This is a genomic window from Chryseobacterium sp. CFS2, from assembly GCF_036543225.1.
GTDB classification, from domain to species: Bacteria; Bacteroidota; Bacteroidia; order Flavobacteriales; family Weeksellaceae; genus Chryseobacterium; species Chryseobacterium culicis_A.
Genome location: NZ_JAZHQU010000005.1, coordinates 269,108 through 293,721, shown reverse-complemented (window position 1 = coordinate 293,721; position 24,614 = coordinate 269,108). Strand labels below are relative to the sequence as shown.

Annotated in this window: 24 protein-coding genes and 1 tRNA gene; 20 read left to right on the top strand and 5 right to left on the bottom strand. The window is 34.0% G+C overall.

Annotated features, from left to right (window positions below; genetic code table 11):
• Window positions 1–188: 188 nt before the first annotated feature.
• The 14 genes from ODR02_RS14130 (at window position 189) to gwsS (ending at window position 12,862) form a co-directional block, all read left to right on the top strand.
• Window positions 189–2,039 carry a helix-turn-helix transcriptional regulator gene (locus tag ODR02_RS14130; RefSeq protein WP_309513355.1) on the top strand — a complete coding sequence of 617 codons (1,851 nt, stop codon included), beginning with the start codon at window positions 189–191 and terminating at the stop codon, window positions 2,037–2,039.
• A 609-nt stretch (window positions 2,040–2,648) separates the two neighbouring features.
• Window positions 2,649–2,849 (top strand): TIGR04139 family peptide modification target, encoded by a 201-nt coding sequence (locus ODR02_RS14125; protein ID WP_209785827.1) that lies wholly within the window; start codon window positions 2,649–2,651, stop codon window positions 2,847–2,849.
• A 113-nt stretch (window positions 2,850–2,962) separates the two neighbouring features.
• Window positions 2,963–3,868, top strand: coding sequence for a hypothetical protein (locus ODR02_RS14120; protein WP_209785828.1), 906 nt, complete (start codon window positions 2,963–2,965; stop codon window positions 3,866–3,868).
• Window positions 3,865–4,767: a grasp-with-spasm system ATP-grasp peptide maturase gene (gene gwsG, locus ODR02_RS14115; protein ID WP_309513354.1), complete on the top strand. Its 903-nt coding sequence runs from the start codon at window positions 3,865–3,867 to the stop codon at window positions 4,765–4,767. Before ODR02_RS14120 ends, gwsG (ODR02_RS14115) begins: the two co-directional genes overlap by 4 nt.
• The gene (locus tag ODR02_RS14110; protein ID WP_209785830.1) at window positions 4,764–4,946 is read left to right on the top strand and encodes a hypothetical protein; all 183 of its coding nucleotides are present in this window, start codon (window positions 4,764–4,766) and stop codon (window positions 4,944–4,946) included. Before gwsG (ODR02_RS14115) ends, ODR02_RS14110 begins: the two co-directional genes overlap by 4 nt.
• 524 nt (window positions 4,947–5,470) lie before the next feature.
• Window positions 5,471–6,364: a helix-turn-helix transcriptional regulator gene (locus tag ODR02_RS14105; protein ID WP_209785831.1), complete on the top strand. Its 894-nt coding sequence runs from the start codon at window positions 5,471–5,473 to the stop codon at window positions 6,362–6,364.
• 247 nt (window positions 6,365–6,611) lie between these two features.
• Window positions 6,612–6,806 carry a grasp-with-spasm system A modified peptide gene (locus ODR02_RS14100; RefSeq protein WP_209785832.1) on the top strand — a complete coding sequence of 65 codons (195 nt, stop codon included), beginning with the start codon at window positions 6,612–6,614 and terminating at the stop codon, window positions 6,804–6,806.
• 240 nt (window positions 6,807–7,046) lie between these two features.
• Entirely contained in the window at window positions 7,047–7,817 is a 771-nt protein-coding gene (locus ODR02_RS14095) for a hypothetical protein (protein WP_209785833.1), read from the top strand.
• The gene (gene gwsG / locus ODR02_RS14090) at window positions 7,814–8,716 is read left to right on the top strand and encodes a grasp-with-spasm system ATP-grasp peptide maturase (protein ID WP_209785834.1); all 903 of its coding nucleotides are present in this window, start codon (window positions 7,814–7,816) and stop codon (window positions 8,714–8,716) included. Before ODR02_RS14095 ends, gwsG (ODR02_RS14090) begins: the two co-directional genes overlap by 4 nt.
• Window positions 8,717–8,891: 175 nt before the next feature.
• Window positions 8,892–9,788: a hypothetical protein gene (locus ODR02_RS14085; RefSeq protein ID WP_245169773.1), complete on the top strand. Its 897-nt coding sequence runs from the start codon at window positions 8,892–8,894 to the stop codon at window positions 9,786–9,788.
• On the top strand, window positions 9,785–10,690 hold the full coding sequence (gwsG, locus tag ODR02_RS14080) for a grasp-with-spasm system ATP-grasp peptide maturase (RefSeq protein WP_209785835.1): 906 nt from the start codon (window positions 9,785–9,787) through the stop codon (window positions 10,688–10,690). The genes ODR02_RS14085 and gwsG (ODR02_RS14080) overlap by 4 nt, the downstream gene beginning before the upstream one ends.
• Entirely contained in the window at window positions 10,687–10,866 is a 180-nt protein-coding gene (locus ODR02_RS14075; protein WP_209785836.1) for a hypothetical protein, read from the top strand. The genes gwsG (ODR02_RS14080) and ODR02_RS14075 overlap by 4 nt, the downstream gene beginning before the upstream one ends.
• 146 nt (window positions 10,867–11,012) lie before the next feature.
• Window positions 11,013–11,750, top strand: coding sequence for a hypothetical protein (locus ODR02_RS14070; protein WP_245169774.1), 738 nt, complete (start codon window positions 11,013–11,015; stop codon window positions 11,748–11,750).
• Between the two features lie 44 nt (window positions 11,751–11,794).
• Window positions 11,795–12,862, top strand: coding sequence for a grasp-with-spasm system SPASM domain peptide maturase (gene gwsS, locus ODR02_RS14065; RefSeq protein ID WP_209785838.1), 1,068 nt, complete (start codon window positions 11,795–11,797; stop codon window positions 12,860–12,862).
• Between the two features lie 87 nt (window positions 12,863–12,949).
• Here gwsS and ODR02_RS14060 read toward each other — a convergent pair whose 3' ends face one another.
• From ODR02_RS14060 to ODR02_RS14050, 3 genes are all read right to left on the bottom strand, one after another.
• Window positions 12,950–13,327 carry a hypothetical protein gene (locus ODR02_RS14060; protein WP_209785839.1) on the bottom strand — a complete coding sequence of 126 codons (378 nt, stop codon included), beginning with the start codon at window positions 13,325–13,327 and terminating at the stop codon, window positions 12,950–12,952.
• Window positions 13,328–13,396: 69 nt separating this feature from the next.
• Window positions 13,397–13,867 carry an Lrp/AsnC family transcriptional regulator gene (locus tag ODR02_RS14055; RefSeq protein ID WP_034696982.1) on the bottom strand — a complete coding sequence of 157 codons (471 nt, stop codon included), beginning with the start codon at window positions 13,865–13,867 and terminating at the stop codon, window positions 13,397–13,399.
• A gap of 134 nt (window positions 13,868–14,001) precedes the next feature.
• On the bottom strand, window positions 14,002–18,792 hold the full coding sequence (locus ODR02_RS14050) for a translocation/assembly module TamB domain-containing protein (RefSeq protein ID WP_309513353.1): 4,791 nt from the start codon (window positions 18,790–18,792) through the stop codon (window positions 14,002–14,004).
• 4 nt (window positions 18,793–18,796) lie between these two features.
• Between ODR02_RS14050 and tsaD the strand changes: the two genes are divergently transcribed.
• The 3 genes from tsaD to ODR02_RS14035 are packed head-to-tail and all read left to right on the top strand — an operon-like array spanning window position 18,797 to window position 20,897.
• The gene (gene tsaD, locus ODR02_RS14045; protein WP_105684531.1) at window positions 18,797–19,813 is read left to right on the top strand and encodes a tRNA (adenosine(37)-N6)-threonylcarbamoyltransferase complex transferase subunit TsaD; all 1,017 of its coding nucleotides are present in this window, start codon (window positions 18,797–18,799) and stop codon (window positions 19,811–19,813) included.
• Complete coding sequence (locus ODR02_RS14040) at window positions 19,810–20,205, top strand: hypothetical protein (protein ID WP_209785841.1); 396 nt, start codon at window positions 19,810–19,812, stop codon at window positions 20,203–20,205. Before tsaD ends, ODR02_RS14040 begins: the two co-directional genes overlap by 4 nt.
• Window positions 20,202–20,897, top strand: coding sequence for an RsmE family RNA methyltransferase (locus tag ODR02_RS14035; protein WP_309513352.1), 696 nt, complete (start codon window positions 20,202–20,204; stop codon window positions 20,895–20,897). The genes ODR02_RS14040 and ODR02_RS14035 overlap by 4 nt, the downstream gene beginning before the upstream one ends.
• Window positions 20,898–20,946: 49 nt before the next feature.
• Here ODR02_RS14035 and ODR02_RS14030 read toward each other — a convergent pair whose 3' ends face one another.
• A complete protein-coding gene (locus ODR02_RS14030; protein ID WP_105684534.1) occupies window positions 20,947–21,627 on the bottom strand; it encodes a TrmH family RNA methyltransferase in 681 nt (226 codons plus the stop codon).
• Window positions 21,628–21,789: 162 nt separating this feature from the next.
• Here ODR02_RS14030 and ODR02_RS14025 point away from each other — a divergent pair, with 162 nt between their 5' ends.
• The 3 genes from ODR02_RS14025 to ODR02_RS14015 all read left to right on the top strand — a co-directional run bounded on the left by ODR02_RS14025 (window position 21,790) and on the right by ODR02_RS14015 (window position 23,549).
• Window positions 21,790–22,806, top strand: a complete 1,017-nt coding sequence (locus ODR02_RS14025; RefSeq protein ID WP_105684535.1) for an asparaginase — start codon at window positions 21,790–21,792, stop codon at window positions 22,804–22,806.
• Between the two features lie 55 nt (window positions 22,807–22,861).
• Window positions 22,862–22,948, top strand: a tRNA-Ser gene (locus tag ODR02_RS14020).
• Window positions 22,949–23,135: 187 nt separating this feature from the next.
• Complete coding sequence (locus ODR02_RS14015; protein WP_209785843.1) at window positions 23,136–23,549, top strand: hypothetical protein; 414 nt, start codon at window positions 23,136–23,138, stop codon at window positions 23,547–23,549.
• A 113-nt stretch (window positions 23,550–23,662) separates the two neighbouring features.
• On the opposite strand, the gene ODR02_RS14010 is transcribed toward ODR02_RS14015, so the two are convergent.
• Window positions 23,663–24,397, bottom strand: a complete 735-nt coding sequence (locus ODR02_RS14010; RefSeq protein ID WP_209785844.1) for a hypothetical protein — start codon at window positions 24,395–24,397, stop codon at window positions 23,663–23,665.
• Window positions 24,398–24,614 lie beyond the last annotated feature (217 nt).

The following is a 24,614-nucleotide window of genomic DNA, read 5'->3' as shown; positions in this document are numbered from 1 at the left end:
GCAGCAGAAAAATGTTCCCGCAGTTATTTCTGCAACTACAAAACATCTTCAACTTAAATGGAAGACGACTACAAAACGTCTACAAAAACAAATAAAATACTGATTATCAACAAAATAAAAACAATCATTATTTCTGATTTTTTAATTCGGAAATTGACAGGTGTCTACAATTTTTGTACTTTCACCCTATGAAATTAAAGTACTCACTTTTATATTGTATACTTTTTATCTGCACCTTATATCCCGCACAGAATACATTTATTGATGGTCTTAAAATTCAATTGAGGGAAGACCATATTTCAACTGCAGAAAAGTTCAAAATTTACAATGAGCTTACAGAATATTACAGAGTCAGTGATCAATATGAGACAGCCGAAAAATATGTTCAGCAACAGCTTGAACTGGCTAAAAAGGAACAGAACTATGCTGAAGAAGTAAAAGCGCTTACCCAAAAAGGAATTATTAAGCTCAATCAGTCTCAGTATGATAAGGTTCCTCCTATCATAGATGCAGCGAATATAATTGTTCAAAAGAGTAATAATAAAACAGCAGCATTATATGCCCATTATCTGAATATCTATTACAACAATACCCTTGGCGAATCTGAAAACACCATAAAACTCATTCAGAAAGCTCTTCCACTGGTTGAAAAACAGCCTTCAGAGACCATGCTGAATGCAAAGCTTAATTATCTTCTCTATGGAGTCTATACAGAATGGAATGATGCTGAAAATGCGACCAAATACGCCAAAAAATCCATTGAGCTTGCTGAAAAATCAGGAAATAAAAACCTGTTGAGTTCAGCCTACTCTGCTCTGGCCGTATGTTATTCTTTTCGATATGAAAAAACGGGAGATTTAAAAGATCTGAAACCTGTTATAGAAATGTGTAAAAAGGCAGCAGCCCTGTATCATCAGTTTCCGGGACATGTTTCGGCTCATGTACAGGCTATGGCATTACTGAACCTGATCAATTATTATCTGAATTATCCTGTCATGACTCCGGAAATCCGTTCGGAAATTCAGAATAATGCCAACGAAATATTGGTTCTTACTCAGCATACAACCCTTAATCAGGGCATTCAGGCAGGAGCACTTGGAGTATTGAGCAATCTTGCATCAAGGGATCAGAATGATGCTTTATCAGAACAATATCTTCTGAAAGCTGAACAGATTCTTCTTACTCAAAAACCGGTGTATTACCATGTGATGATCAATGTTGTAGAAGGTCTTGCTCAATTGTACGCAAAGCAAAAAAATTATCAGAAAGCCTATGAATACGAATCAAGAGTAACAAAATACAGTAACCTTCTCTTTGATGAAGGTCAGGCTGAAACTGCCAAAAGACTGGAAGCTCAATATCAATCTCAAAAAAAAGAATCTGAACTTAGGTCTCTTACCGAAAAAACAGCCAGTCTGAAAAAAGAAAAACTGCTATACATTGGGTTGGGAATCATTGGACTGATGGGTGCTTTTTTCATGTTCCGTTCTTATCATTTTAAACTGCGGTATTCTATAGAAAGAGAAAATACACTTGATACGGAAAAACATGAAGCAGAAATGCAGATTAAGCTTCAAAAGGAAGAACAGGCCAGATTAAAGGCTGAACAGGAACTTCTTACGCTTCAACAGCAAAAACTTCAAAGTGAGGTATTGGCAAGTCAGCTTCATATTCAGCATAAGAATGAAGTTCTGCAACAGCTTCAGACCCAGCTTTCTGATACTGATATTAATATTCAGCAGGTGGTAAAGGGAGAAAACCGTGTAGATAATGATTTTGAAAAGATCAGATTCACCATTCAGGAACTGCATCCGGATTTTTTTAAAAATATCAATGAAAGAGCCCAACAAAAATTGACCGCCCTGGATTTGAAATACTGCGCCTATATTTATCTGGGGATGGATACGAAACAGATTGCCAATCTCCTCAGCGTAGAACCCAAAAGTGTAAGAATGACCAAATACCGCCTTAAAAAGAAATTCGGACTGGATGAACATACTGCTTTAGAATCTTTTTTTCAGGGAGTATTCTCAGAGTAATCAGCAATTTTTAAATAAATAATAAAAGCTTTTTAACTTCGGGTTGAAAAGCTTCATTCCTATTGTCCAAATTCGTTGGTCTTGATCTGTATTTTTTAAAATCATAGTTTTCTAATCAAAATTCATAGGATATTACACTCTTTTATGGAGTAAAAAATAAGATTTTAATACAAACAACAACATTGAAAGCATACAAATTTTGATTAACACCCATTGATTTCAATCTGATTTGCAATCCAATATTATATATTTTCCCATATTGTACAATAGAAAATATTCCCATACAACATCTTATTAAAGTCGGGAATTTTCTTTGGATGATGAGGGTTTACTTTATAGTTTTTCAAATTTCAAATATTTCACCAAACCTCAGCCATCATCAAGAGGAAAACTTGCATTTGTGCATAAAGCAAAATACAAATCATTTACACATTTTATCCCAGTAAAGTGAACTGAATATTTATAGTTTTATCCCATCAACGTTGACGAAATACATTCTTCGCATTTAAACTGCATGTGTACAGTGTATGATAAATGAACAGAATATTTCACCCTAAAGTCAGGGTTTATCTGACATCAATAATTTTCAACAACACAAAAATTACAAACATGAAAAAGTTAATTGGAATGAAGAGCAACTTCTCTTCAACAGAAAACAAAAAATTACAAAGAAAAGATTTAAAATCTATTTTAGGTGGAGATGATTACAAATACGTAGAAACAGATTGTGGTTCTACCTGTTATGATAAAGAGACATGGAAAGATGGAGTTCGTATCAATACTTTACAAATAGATACTGGTGCTAATTAAGGTTAATCAACAGATAGAGGGTTAAAATCCTCTATCTATTATTATCAATTTCTATAACATTCTTCAAGCATTTACATGAATAACCTAATCAATTACACTTTTTTACAATGTCTATGAAAAAAAATATTTGGAACTGTAGATCATATGTTTTATTGGTTTTGCTTTTTATTCATACAGCTTGTAAGAATAGAAATTTAAATTATATAAATTATTATAATAAAATCTATGATATTGACAGTATATATCGTTTAAAAAAAGATACTGTATATGCTATTAAACAATACAAAAAGATATTCAGACAATATTCTCCCAAAAACCAGGAACGAATAAATGAATATGAAAATTACATAAGATTTTCAGATCAACATCATAAAAATTTCGGTGGAAAGAAAAGTCTTTACAAACTTATTCTATTAATTGCCCCTAATTGGAAGTATAAACAAAAAGACACAAGTTTCATACAACTATATCACAAATACGGAATAGGCAAACTGGAAATAGAATTTAAAGTTGAAGAATGGAGAAAAAGCCTTAATCAAAAACTCATAGATTCTTTTGCTGTTGCATTTAAACGTGATCAAAGTAGCCGTATTGAGACAAATTATCAGGACATTACTAAAAATGATAAAAAGAATGCTGAACTTCTAAAATGGATGTTTGATAATTATGGATTTCCAAGTATGCAAAAAATAGGTTTATGGAAAGGGGACTTTTTTATGCCATCAGGGCCGCTGTTACTTCATATGGCCGATTACGAAGAATATCACCAATATTTTAAAACCAAAATATTAGAGTATGTAAAGTCCGGTGACTGTCCACCTCGTGATTATGCTGCGATGATAGATCGAAATAATTTACATAATAAAATACCTTACACTTATGCTGTTTATCAAGGATATGAAAATATAAAAGATTCTGCAAACGTAAACCGTAATCGTAAAAGGATAGGACTACCAAGTTTAAAACACGCTCAATTGATCACAAAAGATTTTTTCAAAAAAATAAAAAATAAAAATTGATACTTATCATTTCTCAAAATAACGAAATAACCACTACAGAAGTTATTAAATGGCTGCTAAAGTTAGGGAAAAGCTTCATACGGGTACATGAAGATGAAATTTTTGATATTAAGATCAATGAAAAACGGATTTATATAGAAAGCCCTAGAAATTGTTTTTTTATTGATGAAATTACCAGTGTATGGTATAGAAGAGGAGGCTTGAAGTTTAATCGTCTGCATTATAAAAATGAAGCAATTCATCTTAATATGAATGAATATCAGCATTGGTTGGAAGATTATGTAATAAAGGTTTTAGAGTCAAAAAAACATATCAATAAGCAGAGCAATAGTGATATCAACAAGCTTATTGTACTTGAGGAGGCTCAAAAGGCAGGACTAGATATTCCTCCTTATTTTCTAGCTGACAACACAAATGATGTCATTTTAAAAAAAACAATCATCAAAACCATTGGTGGAAATCCAAGAATGGAAGGCATACTCAAAGATTCCAGTGGTATGATGTATACAACGGTTATCAAACAAAATGAAAATGAAAATTTTTTTATCACTTTCTTTCAAGAGAAAATTGAAAAACATTTTGAAATAAGAAGTTTCTATCTAAATGGCAAAGTTTGGTCTATTGCTATTTTTTCACAAAATGATGACCAAACTAAGGTTGATTTCAGGAAATATAATGATGAAAAACCCAACAGAAAAGTACCTTATAATCTTCCGAAAAATATTGAGCAAAAAATACATCAACTCATGCAGTCTTTAGACCTCAATTCCGGTTCTCTTGATTTCATTAAGAGTGATAGTCAATACTATTTTTTAGAAGTCAATTCTGTAGGCCAGTTTTTGGGAATGTCAATCCTTTGTAATTATTTATTAGAAAAAGAAATAGCAGAATATTTATGAAAAAAGACTTTACCAACAAAGAAAAGAATAAACTACCACTTACCTTTAAACATATTGATATTGTAAAAAGTAAAAATCGTGAGAAAAAACATTTTAGCATCGTGATTCCTTGTAAAAAATATGATACTGATGCCTATGCAAAACTTAATCCTTACAAGTTTCTGACAAGATTGATATAAAATATCTTACTATATTATGGGTGTCTTGGTGGACAAAAATAGGCAGATTAGGAAACAATGATATTTTCATCGCCATGCCTACATTGCTAAGCCAGCAGTAAACGATACAACAACACCAGCCAAACTGATGAAGAAGTATAAAATTGCGGCTGCAGTGAAAGATGTTGTTAAGAGAATCTCAGAGAAATAATTTTTATTTTAAGAATAAAGTAAAGCATCCAGTTTAGGACATCCTGTAAAATGCAGAAATAAATACCACAAAACAATATTAAAATATAATTTATTTCAGTTACACAAGTCTAAAAAAAACAACACAATCAACTGAATACCAACAAATAAAACTACAATTCTATATAATTATTCATATTTTTGGGAAAAACAAAATGTATGAAAAAAGCTACTTATCGGGATAGAGAAAAGGCCGTTGATATATTATGTCAGGCGTTTACTGATATTCTTATCCCCAACTCTATAAACTTTGGTGTGAAGAATGTTGTATTAATTTTTAAAACAAATTTAAAATTATGTTTGTTTTTGGGGTTCATCTAAGCACAATTATCTATGTTTTAATACTTCTGATTCTTATAGTTATAGCTGCAACTAATTTACTTATTAAGTTAAATCAGAAAGATAAAGCATATTATATTAGATTTCTTCTGTTGTTAATAGCAGGTCTAATTTACAATATTGTTGAAGAATTATTTCCGGATAAAAATTCTCCACTTGATTTAATTACACAGTATATTATTTCTTATACATCAGGATTGGCATCTGCGATTTATTTTGTCTTTTATTTAATAAGAGAATATGAAGTTACATTGGTCAGAAGAGTCGATTTATTTATGCTAGGAGCAATTATTTTTTTCATTTTTATTTGTTCTTTTATTATTCCACTTACTCTCACTAAATCAATAAATATTTCTAGATATATCTTCTTATCGATCGTTTTAATCATATTATTAGTAAACATTATATCAATTCTAAAAAATCAATATTTAAAGTTTAAATCAAATAAGGAAATTTTTTCAAAAGTCCATTCAATTAATGGTGCTGTTGGATTTATAAGTATTGTATTATTTGTATTTACAATTCTTGCTTCATCTGGAAATCAATTTATAGTTCAAACTTTTTATACTTTGGGATTCTTTATTGTTTCCATAGATTATTTTCTATACCCTATTCGTAAGAAGGAAATTAAAAAGAGTATACCATTTGAAAAACTTTCAGTAAGAGAAGCTGAAGTTTTAATGATACTTTTAGAGAACCCGAATTTGAAATATCCAGAAATAAGTCAAAGATTGAATATCTCTGAAAAAACATTATCGACTCATTTATCAAATATTTATAAGAAAACTGAAATCAAAGGTAAAAAAGAAATACAGGAAATGAGTAAAGTATATAAGTATTCATCAACCTGAATATTTTTTTTAAAAATCTAATAATCAGCATATTAACAACCCTTATTTTGTACCCTTAGTAATTTAAGTAAAAGTTTAAGGGTAAAAAATGAAAGTTTTAATAGTTGTTCACTCTATGTTTACAGAAGAAAACACAAGTGATGTTTTTTGTTGATGCGCACAACAAAAAATAAAAGCTGATCAGCAAAAACCCATGTCAGGGATTATATGACAAAATTAAATTTCAAAATTTCAAAAAATTACAAACATGAAAAAATTAAATGGAATGAAGAGAGACTTCTCTTCTTTGGAAAACAAGAAACTAAATGATTTATCAAAAATCAACGGAGGTCTAATGATGGCTGAAACAACCATGCAATGGACACATGAAACTGGAAGCGGTTCTGATACAGGTGTATACAGAGACAATAAATTAGTAGCTGTTATCACAGAGCCTGCCTAAGCATTAAATTTAAACTATTAGGAGCTAAAGAGAGAATTTCTCTTTAGTTCTTTTGATTTTATACGAAATTAGAGTATCAATTAAAAATTTTTCAAAATGTATAATTGTACAAAAAAATACTTTAAAATTAGTAGCGTTTTCCTTGTTGCCAGTTACCTTATTTTAACTTCGTGTCGAAATAATAAGCTTGATTACATTGCATATTACAACCGTGTAAATTCAATTGATAGTATCTACAGAATGAAAAATGATACTCTTACTGCTATAAAAAAATTTAAAAGAGTATTCCGAAATTTTGAGCCACGAAATGATGAAAGAATGGAAGAATACGAAAACTATATTAAGTTTTCAGATAAATACAATAAAAATTTTGGAGGAAAAAAAAGCCTATATAAACTTATACCCTTAGTTGCTCCCTATTGGAAGTTCAAACGAGAAGATACAGATTTTTTTAAACTATATAAAAAATATGGTATTGATAGTATTACAGTAGAGCAGAAGGTCCTTGAATGGAAAAATTCGTTAAACAAGCAACTTATTGATTCTTTTAGGATCGCATTTATCAGAGATCAGGCGAAGGATTCAATGACGGGTCAACAATCACTAAATAATTTTAGAAAAAATGCTGCATTGCTAAAGTGGACATTAGCAAACTATGGCTACCCATCAATGCAAAAAATAGGACTTGAAACAGAGGATGGCGTTTTTATGCCAATGTTGATTTACTTAAATCATATGGCGCAAATAGAAGACTATACATATTTCAAAACCAAACTATTAGACTATGTGAAATCTGGTGATCTACCCCCAAGAGATTATGTAGAAATGATAGAAAGACATGTTCAGGTTAATCATTTAAAACCTGTATATGGTGTAAAAAGTACTGATGAAGAAATTATAAAAGATTCTGTGAATATTAATTACAATAGAAAACTTATCGGGCTGCAAAGTCTCAAAGCTAGGAGAAAAATAACAAAAGAATTTTTAAAGAATAATTCAAAGAAAAAATGATATTAATAATTTCTGATAATAATGATATTTCAACTACAGAAGTTATCAAATGGCTTTTGGTAATGGAGAAAAAATTTATCCGAGTACATGAGGACGAAATATTTGAAATCAAAATTCGGAATAAATCTTTTTTTTTAGAAAGTGCCCGTAGCCTTTTTTTTCTTGATGATATTCATAGTGTCTGGTATAGAAGGGGAGGTTTGAATTTTAAACGTCTTCGATATAAAAATAAGGCTATAAATATCAACATGAATGAAACACAACACTGGCTAGAAGATTATGTGAAGAAAAAACTTGAATCTGTAAAGCATATCAATAAAGAAAGCAATAGTTTGGTAAATAAACTTTTGGTATTAGAAGAAGCTGAAAAAGTAGGGTTAGATGTTCCGCCATACTTTATATCTGAAAATACTGATGATGTTATTTTGGGAAAAACAATAGTAAAAACCATAGCAGGAAACCCTATGTTAGAATTTTTCTATAAAAATTCAAATGGGATGATGTTTACTTCAGTAGTTGAAGAATATGAAAAAGAAAACTTCTTTCCTACTTTCTTTCAGGAAAAAATTGAAAAGGATTTTGAGGTAAGGACTTTCTATTTAAATGGGAAATGTTGGTCCATAGGTATTTTTTCACAAAATGACGAGCAGACAAAAGTTGATTTTAGAAATTACAACTATAAAAAGCGTAATAGAAATATAAGATATAATCTTCCACTCGAGATCGAAGAAAAAGTTCATCAGCTGATGGAGCTTCTTGATCTGAATTGTGGTTCTTTGGATTTTATGAAAAGTGGAGATAAGTTTTATTTTTTAGAGGTAAATCCAATAGGGCAATTTGGATATTTATCAAATATATGTAATTACTCATTAGAAAAAGAAATAGCAGAATACTTATGAGAAATAGATTTGGAGAAAAGCATAAACTCCCATTAACATTTAAAAATATTACGAAATTTGGTAGTAAAGCTAATGCAAAACTTACCAGTAATACTGTATATTTTCTGGAATCTAAAAAATACAACTCTGATTTTTACATTCGTGAAAAACCCTTTAAACCACTTACAAGGCTACTATGAGATATTTTAATATAAAAACACAAAACAAAGACATTAATTTAACGTATATAGTTTTCCCTATTCTTTGTCTATTTATTTCTGCCTGCAAAAATCGAAACTATATTTTATATTACAATAAGGTAAATGAAATTGACAGTATTTACCGCACAACACATCAACCGGAAGAAACTATAAAACAGTACCGAAAATTATTCCGAAAATACCACCCAAAAAATCAGGAAAGAATTAAAGAATATGAGACCTATATCAAGCTGGCAGATCAGCATCATAAGAATTTCGGAGGAAAGAAAGGTCTATATAAGCTTGTCCCTTTAATTGCTCCTTATGAAGGATCATATGGAAGTTATTTCGGGTTGTTTCAAAGGTATGGTATAGATAGCACCGAGGTAAAACAGAGAATTGCAGATTGGAAAAAAGGTTTAAATAAGATACTCGTAGACTCCTTCAGTATTGCTTTCACGCGTGATCAGGCTGAAGGTAGAAGAAACTTTCAACTCATGAAAAAAAATGACAGGATAAATGCACAGTTGTTAAAATGGACCTTTGAAAACTATGGTTACCCTTCGGTACAAAAAATCGGTCTCATTGGAAATGATGGTGTATTTATGCCCATGCATCCCTTATTCAGTCATATGGCAGGTGAAAAAGAATATCCCTATTTCAAAGCAAAAATGCTGGAATATATAAAATCCGGAGACTGTATCCCAAAAGACTACGCTAATATGGTAGACCGGCACAATCTGCAAATCAGCAAGGAGGGAATCTTATATGGTATGTACCTAACCTATGATGCTATTGTGGATACTATAAAAGCCAATCAGGAAAGAAAAAAAATAGGCATACCCAGTATTCAACATTCTTCTAAAATCACAAAAGATTACTTTAAAAAATGATCCTTATTATTTCCAATAACAACGAAAGAACCACTAATAAAATTATAAAATGGCTCCTTCAAATGAACAAGAAATTTATCCGTATACATGAGGACGAAATTTTTGAAATTAAAACGGAGAACAAGAAAATATTCTTAAAAAGCGACAGAAATACTTTTTTTCTGGACGAAATCAATAGTGTATGGTACAGAAGAGGTGGATTAAACATTAAACGCCTCAGCTATACAAACCCTTCCGTAAACGCTCATATGAATGAAGTGCAGCATTGGCTGGAAGATTATGTAAGGGCAACACTTGAGTCCAAAAAGCATATTAATAAAGAAAGCAACAGTGATGTTAATAAACTTCTAGTGCTCGAAAAGGCTAAAAAAGTTGGGCTGGAAATTCCTGAATATTTTCTGGCAGATAATACGGATTTGGTCTCTTTAGATAAAACCATTGTGAAAACCATTGGTGGAAATCCCATCTTAGATAATATTGATGAAGATTTAAATGGTATAATGTATACTTCAACAATACAAAAAAGAGAAAAAGGAAAGTTCTTCACTACATTCTTTCAGAATAAGATTGATAAGGAATTTGAAATCAGAGTATTTTACCTTAATGGAAAGTGCTATTCAATGGCGATTTTTTCTCAAAATGACGAGCTGACCAAGACAGATTTCAGAAAATATAATTTAGAAAAACCTAACAGAAATATCCCTTACACACTTAGCATTGACATTGAGGAAAAAATTCATCTTCTGATGCAGACATTAGATCTTAATAGTGGTTCACTGGATTTCATCAAAGGAAAAGATGGTACTTTTTATTTCTTAGAGGTTAACACTATCGGACAGTTTTTAGGATTATCTCATGTATGCAACTATTCGATCGACAAAGAAATTGCCAATTACTTATGAAAATTAAAGTTAAAGAAAAAAACAAGCTTCCGCTTACCTTCAAGCATATTGAGCCTTTCAATGATCAGAAACTTAAAAAGCCTAATGATGTAATCTACATTTTAGAATGTGAAAAATATCAGACCAATTTCTATATCAGAGAAAGACCCATCAAATCACTGAATCGGTTATTATGAAACATTTTAATATAAAACCCCAAAAACCAGATATTAATTTTAAGTATATAACTTATTTGATTCTTTGTCTATTTCTTTATGCCTGTAAAAACCGAAATTACCTCTTATACTATAACAAGGTAAACGAGATTGACAGTATTTACCGAATGGCTAATAAACCTGAAAAAGCCATAAAAAAATTCAAAAAACTATTTCAGAAGTATGAACCAAAAAACCAAGAGCTTACTGAAGAATACAAAACTTATATTAAACTTGCTGATCAGTACCATAAAAACTTTGGCGGGAAAAAGAGCCTATACAAGCTTATTACACTAATAGCTCCCTATGGTAATGAATATAAAAAACTTTATCCTCTCTGCAAGAAATATGGAATAGACAGTCTGGAAATCAACCAAAAAGTAGCCGACTGGAAAAAAAAACTGAATAAAAGGCTTGTGGACTCCTTTACTATAGCGATGATCCGTGACCAGGAAGGGCGGCCTAAGAATATCCCCCTTGTATATAAGAACATTGAAAAAAATGCAGATCTTTTTTTCTGGACATTTGGACATTACGGATTTCCTGATGGACAAAAAATAGGTAGATTAGGAAACAATGACGTTTTCATTGCTATGCCCACATTATTAAGCCATATGATTGGTTCAAAAAAATACCCTGAATTCAGAAAAAAATTATTCGAATATGTAAAATCAGGTCATTGTTCTCCACAGGAATATGCCTTAATGTCTGATACCTATGATTACTATAGAAATACTGCTGTACGATACAGTTTACGGAACAATAATCAGGATTCTGTCCGGATTAACCGCAACCGTAAAAGTATTGGCCTACCCAGTATTAAACATTCATCTAAAATCAGAAAAGATAAAATTAAGAAAAATTGACAACCCACATGTATCAAAATAATGAAAAAAACTTTACCTAACTTATGAATTATTTCAACTTATTCTCAACCATCCTCATCACCAAAGGCGCCACCAGAATTCTTATTTCAGATCTCCAAAGGAATATATCAGAATTGTATCCACTGGAGCTGCATGAGGTTATTATGGAACTGAAAAAATATTCCATTGAAGATTTGTTGAAGAATTATGATGAGGAGTCCAGAGAAATCGTTCAGGAATATCTCAGCCTTTTGTTAGAAAAAGAGTATGGATTTATAACAGAAAATGATTGGGACAGGAATTTCCCTCCTCTCTCCTATGAATATCATGAACCTAGTACAATAACCAATCTTTTCCTGGAGATGGAAGATATTAAGATCCTAAAAAAAATAAAATCATCGGTAGAAAACCTGGGAATTAGACATTTGGTTATTTATAGTCCGAAACCTTTAACCTCAAAGGATTTTATAGAAATTGATAAAACTTTTACCACCTCAGTCTTATCAGGAATAGAAATTTTTTCTCCGTTTCATCAGAAAATTAACCTATCTTTTATACAGGCTCTCCAAAAAAATACAGTCAGAATATACAGTCTCATTTTCTACAATTGTTCGAAACCTCCTTTCAAAGCTAAAGATGAATACAGATTCTCGCTGCATTTTCTGAAAGATGATCTGCAACTCTCTGCCTGTGGAAAAGTGGAACTGAAGTACTTCAATACCAATATTCCTAAAGTTATTGAAGCGATTAACCATAATTCCTGCCTGTATAAAAAGATGGGTATTGATCGAAACGGCAATATCAAAAACTGTCCTCTTATGAAAGAAAGCTTTGGAAACATCAATACACAGAGTCTTGAAGAGGCAGTCAATCAACATGATTTCAAAAAATACTGGAACCTCACTAAAGACAGTATTGAAATCTGTAAAGACTGTGAGTTCCGTTATGTCTGCACAGACTGCCGGGCTTATACCGAAAATGCTCTAAAAAACAAAAAAGGCATCAATGTATCAAAACCTCTCAAATGTGGCTATAATCCCTATACAGGAGAATGGGAGGATTGGAACAGTAATCCTTTAAAGCAAGAAATTTTCCATTCATTGGGATCGTAGATAATGTTTTTTCCTCTTGTTAATCAAAAACCGCTTTTAAATTTGATTTAAAAGCGGTTTGTTATCTTGTTGTATTTGATTTAATCCTTATTTAAAAAACTTCCATTTCGGGATAATGGCAAGCATTCCGAATCCTGTAAACAGGAAAAGATTGGTTACATCTGTATACAGGAATGTAGACAGGTAATAATTGTGCATAAAGAAATGCAGCACCAGTAAAGCGGGGAACATAAAAATTCCTGCTTTTCTGTAGAAGAACATCAGCACCAGCCCGATTACCATCAGTACATCAATAGAAAATATCACATAAAAGTACCACCTCGGAATCTCCAGATATTCGTGCTGCAGATATTCATCCACATCTATTCCAAGTCCCATTACGGTAAACAACATCAAGGCAGCAAATGCCAGTATGAATCCCCATCCTTTCTTCGGGTCTTCGTCAAAATAGCTGTATTCTTCCATACCTACAAAAATAAAGAACTTATGAGAGATTTCATAAGTTCTTTTATAATTATTCGTTTAAAATTTGACTTACACAGAGATTGCGTTGATCAGTCTGTTTTTGTCACTTAAGAATTCCTCCATAGAGATCATACTTTCAGTTCTCATTACATCCTGAATGTCATCGATCTGGTAAATAATTCTTTTAGCATCATCCGTATTCTTAGCTCTTACTTTACAGAAAATATTATATTTCCCGGAAATAACGCTAGCTTCGATTACGTTAGGTAAAGTTGACAATTCTTTCAATACTTCCTGAGTACGGTTTGATTTTGTCAAAAGGATACCTATGAAAGCTGTAAAGTGATAATCCAGCTTACCATAATCGATGTTAAGAGATGATCCCAAAATAATACCTGCATCTTCCATCTTTTTCACTCTTACGTGAATTGTTCCAGCAGAAACATCCATCTGCTTTGCAATTTCAGTAAAAGGCATTCTTGTGTTTTCTACTAAGAAATCAAGAATCTTCTTGTCTATTTCGTCCAGTTGATAGTTCATATTAGTTAAATTACAATTTCTTTAAAAAATCTATGTATTTTTTGCAAATTTACGAAAAATAATTTAACTAAAAAATATATATCAAATATTAACAATAATTAACACAGATGATAAAAATCATTAAAATATTCTAATTATTTAGCATTTGATTTTATAGAATCTGTTTTTATTTCACCTTTTGCGTCTGAAGTTTTTTTGTCTTTTTTCTTCTTTTTAAACAAAGAATTGAAGCTTTTACTCCACACTACCCCTCCTCCATAGGCTTGATTAGCAGAACCGTTTGTACTCACCATTCCGATGTTTGTAGGCTTGGAATAAGCGCGTATAACTAAAGAACCATCATTTTTCTTAGACAAATCATATTCTACAGACCCTTCGGTGGATAGATAATTGTTTTGGGCACCATCTGTTTTTGATAAAGGAATACCTAGCCCGGTCTTGATATTAACTCTTGGGGAAAGGGCTACACTTACTCCTGCATTGGCCCTGTCTCCAAAATTGGAGTTCTGGTCTCCTTTTACATAATTAAGGTCGATCTGGAATTCATTACTCATGGTATTAAGAACAGATCCCAGCTGTTTCAGAAGCATATTATATCCCGAAGATTCCGCAACATTTCCTACGTTCACATCAAATCCACCAGAGTTCGAGACGTTGAAGGTACTCAATAGGAGTACAGATCCGAACTGAAGAACTTTTTCTCCTTCCTGGCTCATTTTCGCAGCTAAGGTCTCTCTTACCTGACTGGATACATCCATTGCCGTCACATTAAGATCAATCTGAGGATCTACCAACGACTGGGTAATATGGGCCTGCAGCAAGATACTGATAGGCTGTAGTTTCCCCATACTAAGATATTCTCCGGCATTGGAAACCATTCTTATATAATTGGCATTAATATCTAATGCAGGCTTCATAGCATCCCCATCCCATCTGATGCTGCTGTTTCTTTCAATCTGGAATGTTTTGTTAAGGATGGCTTTAGAAACAAATGTTCCGTTATCCACTTTATAGGTGCCGCTCATGGCAATATTCCCCTGTCTGTTCATGTGAAACCTCAAAGGATCAGCTGATCCTTTTACGGTAATATTACCTACATCATCTCCTACCAATACATTCACAGTAGTTCCTTTATCTACAGCCAGATTGAAATCAATATTCATGTTGGCCCCAGTTTTTTTCTTCTCTTCCAGTGTAATCAGACCGTCTTTCCCTTCTTTCAGGAACCTCAGCATTTTAAATTCTTCAACATTGGAAGTAGAACTGGAGTTAAAGGTAAAGGTACTTCCATTAAGAGCCTTCATATTAGGAGTCGTTATACTCAATCCTGAAACAGGTCCGTCTACGTACAGATCTCCCTGTCCATACACTCTTCCCCAGAACAGGTCAAAATCTTTTTGTGTGGTATTCAGCATCAATAGGTTATCCGCTCTCATTACGAGAGATACCCCCATTGAAGAAAGGGTTTCAAACTGGATTGCACCGGAAATATTCCCTTTAGAATTGGTTCTTCCGTCGTGTACTTCAATATTATTGAGAATCGCAAGTCCTTTGGTCAGCTGAATTACTGTATCATCAAATGAATAATCTACCCCGGTAAACAGAAGTTTCAATCCAAAATCTTTTAATGCAATATCTCCACTATAATCAAGGTTGCTCAGCTTTCCGTTAATTTTAAGATCTCCTGTCGCTTTCCCACGTAAATTTCCGAAAATAGTCTGCACAAACTGCTGCGTAAATGAAAGATCAAAATCACGCATTTCTGCTGTAAGATCAATGATCGGAGAAGAAGTATTATTATTAACGGTTCCTGTAAGATTAAGACTGTTATTTCCCAGTACTCCTGCAGAATGAACTTTTACATCAATATCATACACATTCAGTGAGAACCCATTGGTAGCAGAGATAGAGATATCTCCCATATCATTGCCATTCATCTTGATATCATCAATATTAAGATCTACCAGTGGCTGAAGGGTACTTTTATCCATTTTGATCTTAACACTTCCGTTGGCAAGACCTTTAATATCCATTGTATTTCCTCCGGACTGCATATCCAGAAGCTTTTCTACAGCAAAATCATTGATATCAGCGTCTACGTAAAAATCTTTTGCGGATTTAAACTGTGCTTCTTTAATAAACAAAGCACTCTTATCAGAATACACTCTTAAATTCCGGATATCAAAGTCTCCGGTTTTCTTCCTGTAAGTAATGGAATGATTCAGTTCAGGACTTGTATCTATAGCCCAGGTAACTTCATTGAATTTCACTTCCGTAGGTTCAAACCTAAATACATAATCACCTGCAGCATCGGTAGACTGATCTACGTTAATGGCATATTCTTTAAGCTTTTCATTCAATTCATCATCAGGACTTCCATGTTTGAATACAGTTACTAAATGAAGGGTATTCCCATTCTCATTATTTCCTTTAAGCTCAAAATCTTTGATCACATTTTTATTATAGAGGACTCTGTTGATTTTAGCGTACAATTGCTGATTAAGATCTGCCGTGTTAATTCTCACCTTAACACTATCCACCATAGCACTGTCTCTGTTGATATTCTTCCTGTCATTCACTTTGTAATCAGGACTGGAAGCAGCCAGTGCATTATCGGCATCTGTAATTTCTTCCTCCTTCGTCATCATATATTTTAAAGAAGCCGCATCAAGATTCAGGATCAGGTTATTTGAGTTTCCGTCATATTCGCCTTCCACAAGAGCTCCCTGTGGCAATCTCAATTCAGGTAGGAAATAATTAACCAATCCTTGCTGGACATCAAATTTCAGCGCAAAATTCTGTCCACGGTATAATTTTCTTGGCGGTGGCCCCACTAATATTTTCCCTAGTCCGTTTTCTACCATTCCGGCAAGATCTGCAAGACTATATTTTCCTGAAATTTTACCTGTAGCAGCTCCCGGAGCATCTACATCAATCACACGGCTGCCTGCTTCTACAAATGTTTTTAGCTTGGCATTCGGAATATTATATTTTTGGGTAGCTGTAGCAAAATAAAGATTATTAGCATTCACATCCAGCGTAAGGTCATTAATGGATGACATGGCCATCTTTCCATCCACCTGTCCACTGACCACCTGAGTACCAGGTTTATTGGTGAAATAATTCATATTCAGGTACGTGACATCTGCATTCACGTCCATTGCTATTCTTGGAGTACTGAAATCTATTAATCCTTTGATGGTAGCTTTCGCCTGTTCATCATTAACAGTAATCAGTCCGTTATATTTTTTATGATCCAATAATCCGTCCAGATACAGATTATTGATCGTTTTATCCATAATTTCAATACTTGCAATCTGGGATTTCGTTGTCAGACGCATGGTATTCACATCAAAGCTTTGCCCGTTAAGATCAAATTTACCGGAAATTAAACCTACCGTTTTATTCTTTGTGATCACAGAAGTATTAAGATCTTTCACATCAAGATACCCGGAATATTTTGGCATGGCAGTACTGTACCCCGTTAAGGTAAGTTTGGAAATTTTCGCCTGCCCAATTCCGGTCATTAAGTTTCCACTGTCTACATAGATCTGATCAGGATTTACTTTTGCCGTTCCATTGTATTTCAGTTTTCCAAAATCATCGGCAAAATTTTTCATCTTTTTGGAGATAAAAGAAGGCATCATTGCTTTTAAATCCTTGTAAGTAAAATCCGTGGAAAGTTCTTTCGTTTCAATAGCAAAATGTCCTTTCAGCAGGTTATCAACCTTCATTGTTTTGGTAGCAATATTGACATCAGGATTTCTGATCAGGAAGTTTTCCAGATGAAATTTGTTTAAAGGTCCTGTCATTATCCCCGAAAGATTGAACGGTTTGATATTATCCCAATTGGTTACAAAATAACTGATATCATAACCACTTAACTGACTTCCCTGTTTGATATTCATATCCCATCGTACCCTGTCAGCAAAATCTGCCCAGGATCCGTCGTGAAGGTTGAATTTAATATCTCCCTGAAGTAAAGTATGATCTGTATTAAGGGTAAGATCTTTTAATGATAAAAACTGCTTCGTTAAAGACAGTTCGGTTGAAAATGTATCTACGATATGGGCTTTTCCCCATCTTGAAGTTACAAAAGACATATTATTAATCAATGCCGAAACATTCGGGCCATTGACTTTTACATTCGGGGCTTTTAAGTTGAATTTTGTAGCAGTAAGCCATTTTCCCTGTTCACCGGGAGAATTTTCATTAACAATAGAAACTTTGGAATCAATAATCTGGATTCTGGAATTCAGCTGAAAAGGAGGTTTTTTCGGATCTCTTTTCTTTCCGTTATCAAAAAGGTCTACGAATCTTACAAAATTGGAAATACTGTCGCCTTTATAAGTAATTACCTTCACATCGGCATTAACAAGAGCAAGAGAATTGAAACTTAAAGAATTGCTGCTTCCTGAAATGGCATTTACTGCCAGAGATATCCAGTCGGAATCTGCACGAAACTCACGGGCTGTGATAAAATTAAAACCTTTGTAATCTTTTACCTTTAACCCTTTTATGGTTACATCTCCGAAATAGTTTACATCTACACTTTCAGTAGAAAAATCGGATTTAAAATCATTATTAACCAGTTTCAATGCTTGATCAGCTGCCCATTTCTTTGTCACAGGAAGATTGATCGCAATCAGTACTCCTCCAACGAGAACAATGCCCAGCCAAAAGAGAATCAAGAGCAGTTTTGCCCACCAGGTATAGCTGGTAACATCTTTCACAGCCTGCTTCCCAAACTCTTCAGCGGTTTCCACAGGATGATGCAGGGCATCTGAAGCCAGCTCAGATGCTTCCTTCACTGTCTCCCGAACTTTTCCCTCTACATTTTCGACAGTTTTCTGTACCTGATCACCTAGGTTTTCAGCTACTGATTTTTTATTCTCATTCTCGTTATTATTCTCTAACTTTGCCATTATTATGAGCGACTCTATAATTTTAGGTATTGAATCGTCCTGCGACGACACCTCAGCAGCTATCATCAAGGGAAATTCTATTCTTTCAAACATTGCCGCGAATCAGGCCATCCACAAAGAATATGGTGGTGTTGTTCCTGAATTGGCTTCACGGGCCCATCAGCAAAATATTATCCCCGTTGTTGAAAAATCTTTTTCCAAAGCAAATATACAACAAAATGCTATCTCAGCTATAGGATTTACACGCGGACCCGGACTTTTAGGATCTCTTCTTGTAGGAACATCATTTGCTAAGTCTTTGGCTATGAGCTTAAACGTTCCATTAATTGAAGTAAATCACCTTCAAGCCCACATTTTGGCCCATTTCATCGAAGATGCAAATCCTGTGCCGCCTGCCTTTCCTTTCTTATGTCTTACTGTAAGTGGCGGACATACCATGATTGTATTGGTGAAAGACTATTTCGACATGGAAATCATTGGAAAAACCATTGATGATGCCGCAGGAGAAGCTTTTGATAAAATAGGAAAAATCTTTGACCTTGATTACCCGGCAGGGCCTATCATCGACAGACTTGCCAAGGAGGGAAATCCTGATGCTTTTAAATTCAACAAACCAAAGCTGGAGAATTACGATTATTCTTTCAGCGGAATTAAAACTTCTGTGTTATACTTCATCCAGAAGGAAGTCAGAAAAAATCCGGATTTCATCAAAGAAAATCTGAATGACCTTTGTGCTTCCGTACAGAAATCTATTATTGAAATCTTAATGAATAAGCTTGAAAAAGCGGCCAAAGATCTTAAGGTGAATGAAGTGGCCATTGCAGGTGGTGTTTCTGCCAATTCTGCTCTGAGAAAAACAATGGAAGACAATAAAGAAAGACTGGGCTGGAATATCTACATTCCCAAATTTGAATATACAACAGACAATGCTGCTATGATTGCCATGGTAGCGAAGTTGAAATTTGAACGTGGAGAATTTACAGATTTAAGGACTTCTGCAACGGCAAAATACGATTTATGAAAATACTCTTAGAAGAAAAAGTACTGGGAACACATTCTAAAAAGAATTCGAAATATTACTGGATACTGGAAACAATTACAGGAAAAAATGACAACCCGGAGAATTCTTTAGATGATTTCCCATCAAGTTCTGAGACGGGATATATTCAGGACATAAAAGATGAAGTTTTAAAATTAATCAATTCTGAACATCTTTTCAGTTTCCCATACACTCCAAAGGAAGGAGATTATTTATCAATCAAAAACAATTTGAGAAAACAGGAATACCTGAATTTGATTTTCATTAATAATACCTGGATTGAAGAAATATACATGTGTTCTTACCGGGAATGTGATACAGATATTTATACAACCATCAAAACAGGAGTTGCCTTTATAAGTCAGGATATATGAAATTATTTTACGGAGAAATAACGGATCAAAAAGTTGTCATCAATGATGATGAACAGCAGCATATCGTGAAAGTTCTGCGAATGAGGGATGGCGAAGATATTCATGTGACAGACGGAAAAGGAAAGCTGGCATCCGGAAAACTGATTATAGAAGGGAAGAAAGCTGGTATTGAAGTTTCTGAGATCAAAGAAAACCTGCCGCAATTCAATCCTAAACTTCATATTGCGATTGCGCCTACTAAAAATATTGACCGAATTGAATTCTTTGTGGAAAAAGCCGTGGAGATGGGGACTTCAGAAATAAGCATTATCATCACAGAGAAAACAGAACGTAAAAACATCAATATTGATAAAATCAGAAAACAGGCTATTGCCGCATCAAAGCAAAGTTTGAGATTCCATTTTCCGGTGATTAATGACGCGGTAAAACTTACTGACTTTCTGAAAAACACTGATCCGGAACATACTTTTGTAGCCCACTGCCATGAAAATCTGGAAAGAATAGATCTTAAAAATATTCCTCAGCTGGAACAGCTTACCTTTCTCATAGGTCCGGAAGGCGATTTTTCTGAAAAGGAGATTGCATTTCTGGCAGAAAACAAAGTAAAGGCAGTATCCCTTGGAAACCAAAGACTCAGAACAGAAACTGCCGGAGTTTTTGTCGCTGCATGGAATTATTATAATATGATATAAATAACAAAAAGAGAAGCTTAAAAACTTCTCTTTTTTTATTTCCGATTCATTACTTCCAGTCAATATTATTCTCTCTCAGATATTTTTCAAAAATCTGCTGCCCGCTTCTCATAGAATTTACAGCCCAAAGGATTTTCATCCTTAAAAGCTTTTCTTCATTTAATTTATAATCAATATCAGATTTTATCAGCTTTTGTTTCAGTTCATACATACAAATTGAAGCCGCTACAGAAACATTAAAGCTTCTTGTAAATCCATACATCGGAATAGCCAGTGTTTCATCCGCAAAATCTAAAATTTCCTGGGAAACACCTTCCATCTCCGTTCCAAAAACCAAAGCAATGGGTTCTGTAATTTCATATTCAGGAAGCATTTTAGCATTGTTTTCCAACGAAACCACTACAATTTTATATCCTCTGTCTTTAATATTCTGAAAGGATTCCATATTTCTGGGAAGTTTTTCAACCTCAACCCATGTATCCGCCCCTTTGGTTACGCGAAGATTCGGTTCAAAACTATATTCTTCCTGCAAAGCCACCACTTTATGAAAGCCACAAGCCTCTACAGAGCGTACAATAGCAGCTGCATTTCTAAACTGATAGACATCTTCCACTACCGGAAGCACAAAGTCTGAACTCTCCTGAGAGAAATGTTCAATTTTCGCCAATCTTTCTTCGGTTAAAAACTGTTTTAAATATTCATAAGTCTGTGCTAAATCACTCATCTGCATTTCGTTATTTATTTCAATAGCCTGATGAAATTCCCATGATAATCCTCTTATTTTCATAAAATTTTACCCTAAGCGTTTCATTCATTTTCAAATCTTTGCAAATTAACGTAATTTTGACCTATGAACCCTCATCGGGCTCCAATTCTTAATTAAAATTAGTACATGAAGCGAAAAGTCCTGCTCATCTATACCGGTGGAACCATCGGAATGGAAAAAGATTATGAAACCGGAAGTCTCCGTGCCTTTGATTTTGGAAATATATTTGAAAAGATGCCTGAAATGAGACTCATGGAATGTGAAGTCTTTGTTCATCCTTTTGCCAAACCACTGGATTCTTCGGATATGGGACCTGAAGAATGGAGAGTAATCGCCAATTATATTCACAAAAATTATGATGATTATGACGGTTTCCTGATTCTTCACGGAACAGACACCATGTCTTACACCGCATCAGCATTAAGCTTCATGCTAAAAGGATTAAGAAAACCGGTCATCATGACGGGTTCTCAGCTTCCCATTGGTGACCTGAGAACGGATGCCAAGGAAAATCTTCTGACAAGCCTTTATTACGCAAGCCTTTATGAAAATGATGAAGCAGTGATTCAGGAGGTTGCCATTTATTTTGAATACAAATTATTAAGAGGAAACAGAACATTGAAATATTCTGCAGAGTATTTTGATGCCTATTCAAGTCCGAATTACCCAATCCTTGGACAGTCCGGAGTTCATTTAAATATTCTTAAAGACAACTTATTCCGTTGTGACCCGAAAGTAGAATTTCATGTGGATGAACATATTTCTGAAGATATTTTATTCTGGAGAATTTTTCCGGGAATGCATCTGAGCCACTTCAGAGAAATCCCTAAAATGAAGGTTCTTATTCTTCAGGTTTTCGGCTCAGGAACTATTTTCAGCAGTGCAAAAACCCAGGAAACGCTTCAGGAAATCAGAGATAACGGAACGGAAATTGTGGTGGTAAGCCAGTGTATTTCAGGAGGCATCTCATTTGGAAAATATGAAAACAGTAATATCTTCTCCAGAATCGGAGCCATCAGCGGAAGGGATATGACGGCAGAAACAGCCATTACCAAAGCCATGCATCTTATTGATAACCCAAGCTACACCGGAAGCTTTGCCGATAATTTCACCAGAAGCCTTTGTGGAGAAATTACAGATTAATTTGTAAGAATAATTTGGATATTCCAGAAAATACACTATTTTTGCAATCTCAAAAAGAAAGGTGTCCGAGTGGTTGAAGGAGCTACCCTGGAAAGGTAGTATACGGGTAACTGTATCGAGGGTTCGAATCCCTTCCTTTCTGCAAGAAATTAAAGCCTGTGCTAATGATTAGCACAGGCTTTTTTGTAATTCATATTCTATGATTATTTACCTATATTCACGATAGGTATTTCTACCCAGTCTGATAATTGGTCATTTATACGTTACCTTATGTGCTTTGCCCTTCGTTACTTTGAAGTATAATCTAATCACCTAAAAACCAAACTAATATGACATCAACAAGTGTAAATGCAAATTCTTCCGGTCAGGTAATACTTGGAAACGGAGCACAGTTCTGGGTATATCTTTCCCCACAAAATGACACCTCTAAAATGATCTCTACATGGCGAGTAACTTTTTCCCAGGGAAACTGGAGCGATACCATTTCCAGTGAAAATCCTACCCAACAGATCCAGACTCCTCATCTTTCCGGAATCTTTGAAATCAAGGTAGAATTATTAAGCGGATCTACCGGTACATGGCGTCAGATTCCTCCTCAACAAGGGAGTCATAATGAAATAGGCTGCAATTCCAACTGTGCTTCTATGGTAGGAATTGTTGCAGACAGTATAAATCCTCCTATCGGAGCTATTAATGCCCATTTCTGGACAACATGGGATGCTATGTGTAAAACAGGAGTATAACCTCAAGAGCCTTAACAAATTTATACCATTCTATTACTGCAGTATTTGCGGCTGGCAGATGAAACCCATTATTTGCCAGCCGCAAAAGATACTGTAGTATTTATTAATAAAATCTAGTTTTTCTCATATACATAAATATGTACATTTCCTGGTAAAAAAAACAGGTCACTCGTTCCATTCGGGCCTACATGAGCTAATCTTTTGGCATATATTCCTACATTAAAATTCCCGACAGGTACATTTCTAAAGACAAAAGATCTGAAATTACCTTGTCTGGCATTAGAAAAATTACTTCCATCTAATGCTAGAACTCCAGAATCAATAACACCAAATTCTCCCGATGGAATTACGATATTGGCCAAAAAGGAATAGGATATTGAAGATGTAGAGGAAAACACAGTACAATAACTATCTATATCAATATATACTACCACAATATTATTGGGGTTACTTACCGTTATTCCACTTTTAACACCCAGTACAAGAGAAGCGCCATTTTCATTACTTACATTCATTAGAACTTGATTCGTTACAAGTTCATTAAATGACCTCAATGTACTGCTGGGTCCTACTATATCTCCCAGATTTTTCCAGACCGCCGGGTTTCCGGTACCCTGTGACACTAAAATCTGATTACTGAGTCCGGATGATCCGGCTGTACTTGCAGTCCCTCCAAGGTTAATTTCCCTAGTCACCTGAAGTGATCCGTTAACATGCAGCGTCTTTTGAGGGGTTGGTGTGCTAATCCCAACATTACCAGCCTGCGAAAAGGCCGACCCGGAACAAAGCGTCAAACCTATCAACAGTAAATGTCTGATATTTCTGTAAGTAAATTTTTTTTCTTTCATCGTAAATCTTGTTAGAAGGTTAATATTCGATATTACCTTACAAAATTAATCATGACCCTTAGTTTTATTATAAAATTACATACATCTGATATACAGCATAATAAAATTTACATACACCTCATGTACATCATTTTAAAAAACATCAACTTAAAAACATCAAATGAAGCAAACAATACCACAATATCATCCATTATATGGCTTTATCACAACCCAAAAG

Coding starts and splice junctions, on each gene's coding strand:
- ODR02_RS14085 (WP_245169773.1), top strand. CDS start 8,892: ATGAGATATTTTAATATAAAAACACAAAACAAAGACATTAATTTAACG.
- ODR02_RS14025 (WP_105684535.1), top strand. CDS start 21,790: ATGAAGCGAAAAGTCCTGCTCATCTATACCGGTGGAACCATCGGAATG.
- ODR02_RS14075 (WP_209785836.1), top strand. CDS start 10,687: ATGAAAATTAAAGTTAAAGAAAAAAACAAGCTTCCGCTTACCTTCAAG.
- gwsG (WP_209785834.1), top strand. CDS start 7,814: ATGATATTAATAATTTCTGATAATAATGATATTTCAACTACAGAAGTT.
- ODR02_RS14120 (WP_209785828.1), top strand. CDS start 2,963: ATGAAAAAAAATATTTGGAACTGTAGATCATATGTTTTATTGGTTTTG.
- ODR02_RS14125 (WP_209785827.1), top strand. CDS start 2,649: ATGAAAAAGTTAATTGGAATGAAGAGCAACTTCTCTTCAACAGAAAAC.
- tsaD (WP_105684531.1), top strand. CDS start 18,797: ATGAGCGACTCTATAATTTTAGGTATTGAATCGTCCTGCGACGACACC.
- ODR02_RS14060 (WP_209785839.1), bottom strand. CDS start 13,327: ATGGAAGAATACAGCTATTTTGACGAAGACCCGAAGAAAGGATGGGGA.
- ODR02_RS14070 (WP_245169774.1), top strand. CDS start 11,013: ATGGCTAATAAACCTGAAAAAGCCATAAAAAAATTCAAAAAACTATTT.
- ODR02_RS14095 (WP_209785833.1), top strand. CDS start 7,047: ATGAAAAATGATACTCTTACTGCTATAAAAAAATTTAAAAGAGTATTC.
- ODR02_RS14100 (WP_209785832.1), top strand. CDS start 6,612: ATGAAAAAATTAAATGGAATGAAGAGAGACTTCTCTTCTTTGGAAAAC.
- ODR02_RS14010 (WP_209785844.1), bottom strand. CDS start 24,397: ATGAAAGAAAAAAAATTTACTTACAGAAATATCAGACATTTACTGTTG.
- gwsS (WP_209785838.1), top strand. CDS start 11,795: ATGAATTATTTCAACTTATTCTCAACCATCCTCATCACCAAAGGCGCC.
- ODR02_RS14055 (WP_034696982.1), bottom strand. CDS start 13,867: ATGAACTATCAACTGGACGAAATAGACAAGAAGATTCTTGATTTCTTA.
- ODR02_RS14105 (WP_209785831.1), top strand. CDS start 5,471: ATGTTTGTTTTTGGGGTTCATCTAAGCACAATTATCTATGTTTTAATA.
- ODR02_RS14040 (WP_209785841.1), top strand. CDS start 19,810: ATGAAAATACTCTTAGAAGAAAAAGTACTGGGAACACATTCTAAAAAG.
- ODR02_RS14030 (WP_105684534.1), bottom strand. CDS start 21,627: ATGCAGATGAGTGATTTAGCACAGACTTATGAATATTTAAAACAGTTT.
- ODR02_RS14130 (WP_309513355.1), top strand. CDS start 189: ATGAAATTAAAGTACTCACTTTTATATTGTATACTTTTTATCTGCACC.
- ODR02_RS14015 (WP_209785843.1), top strand. CDS start 23,136: ATGACATCAACAAGTGTAAATGCAAATTCTTCCGGTCAGGTAATACTT.
- ODR02_RS14035 (WP_309513352.1), top strand. CDS start 20,202: ATGAAATTATTTTACGGAGAAATAACGGATCAAAAAGTTGTCATCAAT.
- ODR02_RS14110 (WP_209785830.1), top strand. CDS start 4,764: ATGAAAAAAGACTTTACCAACAAAGAAAAGAATAAACTACCACTTACC.
- gwsG (WP_209785835.1), top strand. CDS start 9,785: ATGATCCTTATTATTTCCAATAACAACGAAAGAACCACTAATAAAATT.
- ODR02_RS14050 (WP_309513353.1), bottom strand. CDS start 18,792: ATGGCAAAGTTAGAGAATAATAACGAGAATGAGAATAAAAAATCAGTA.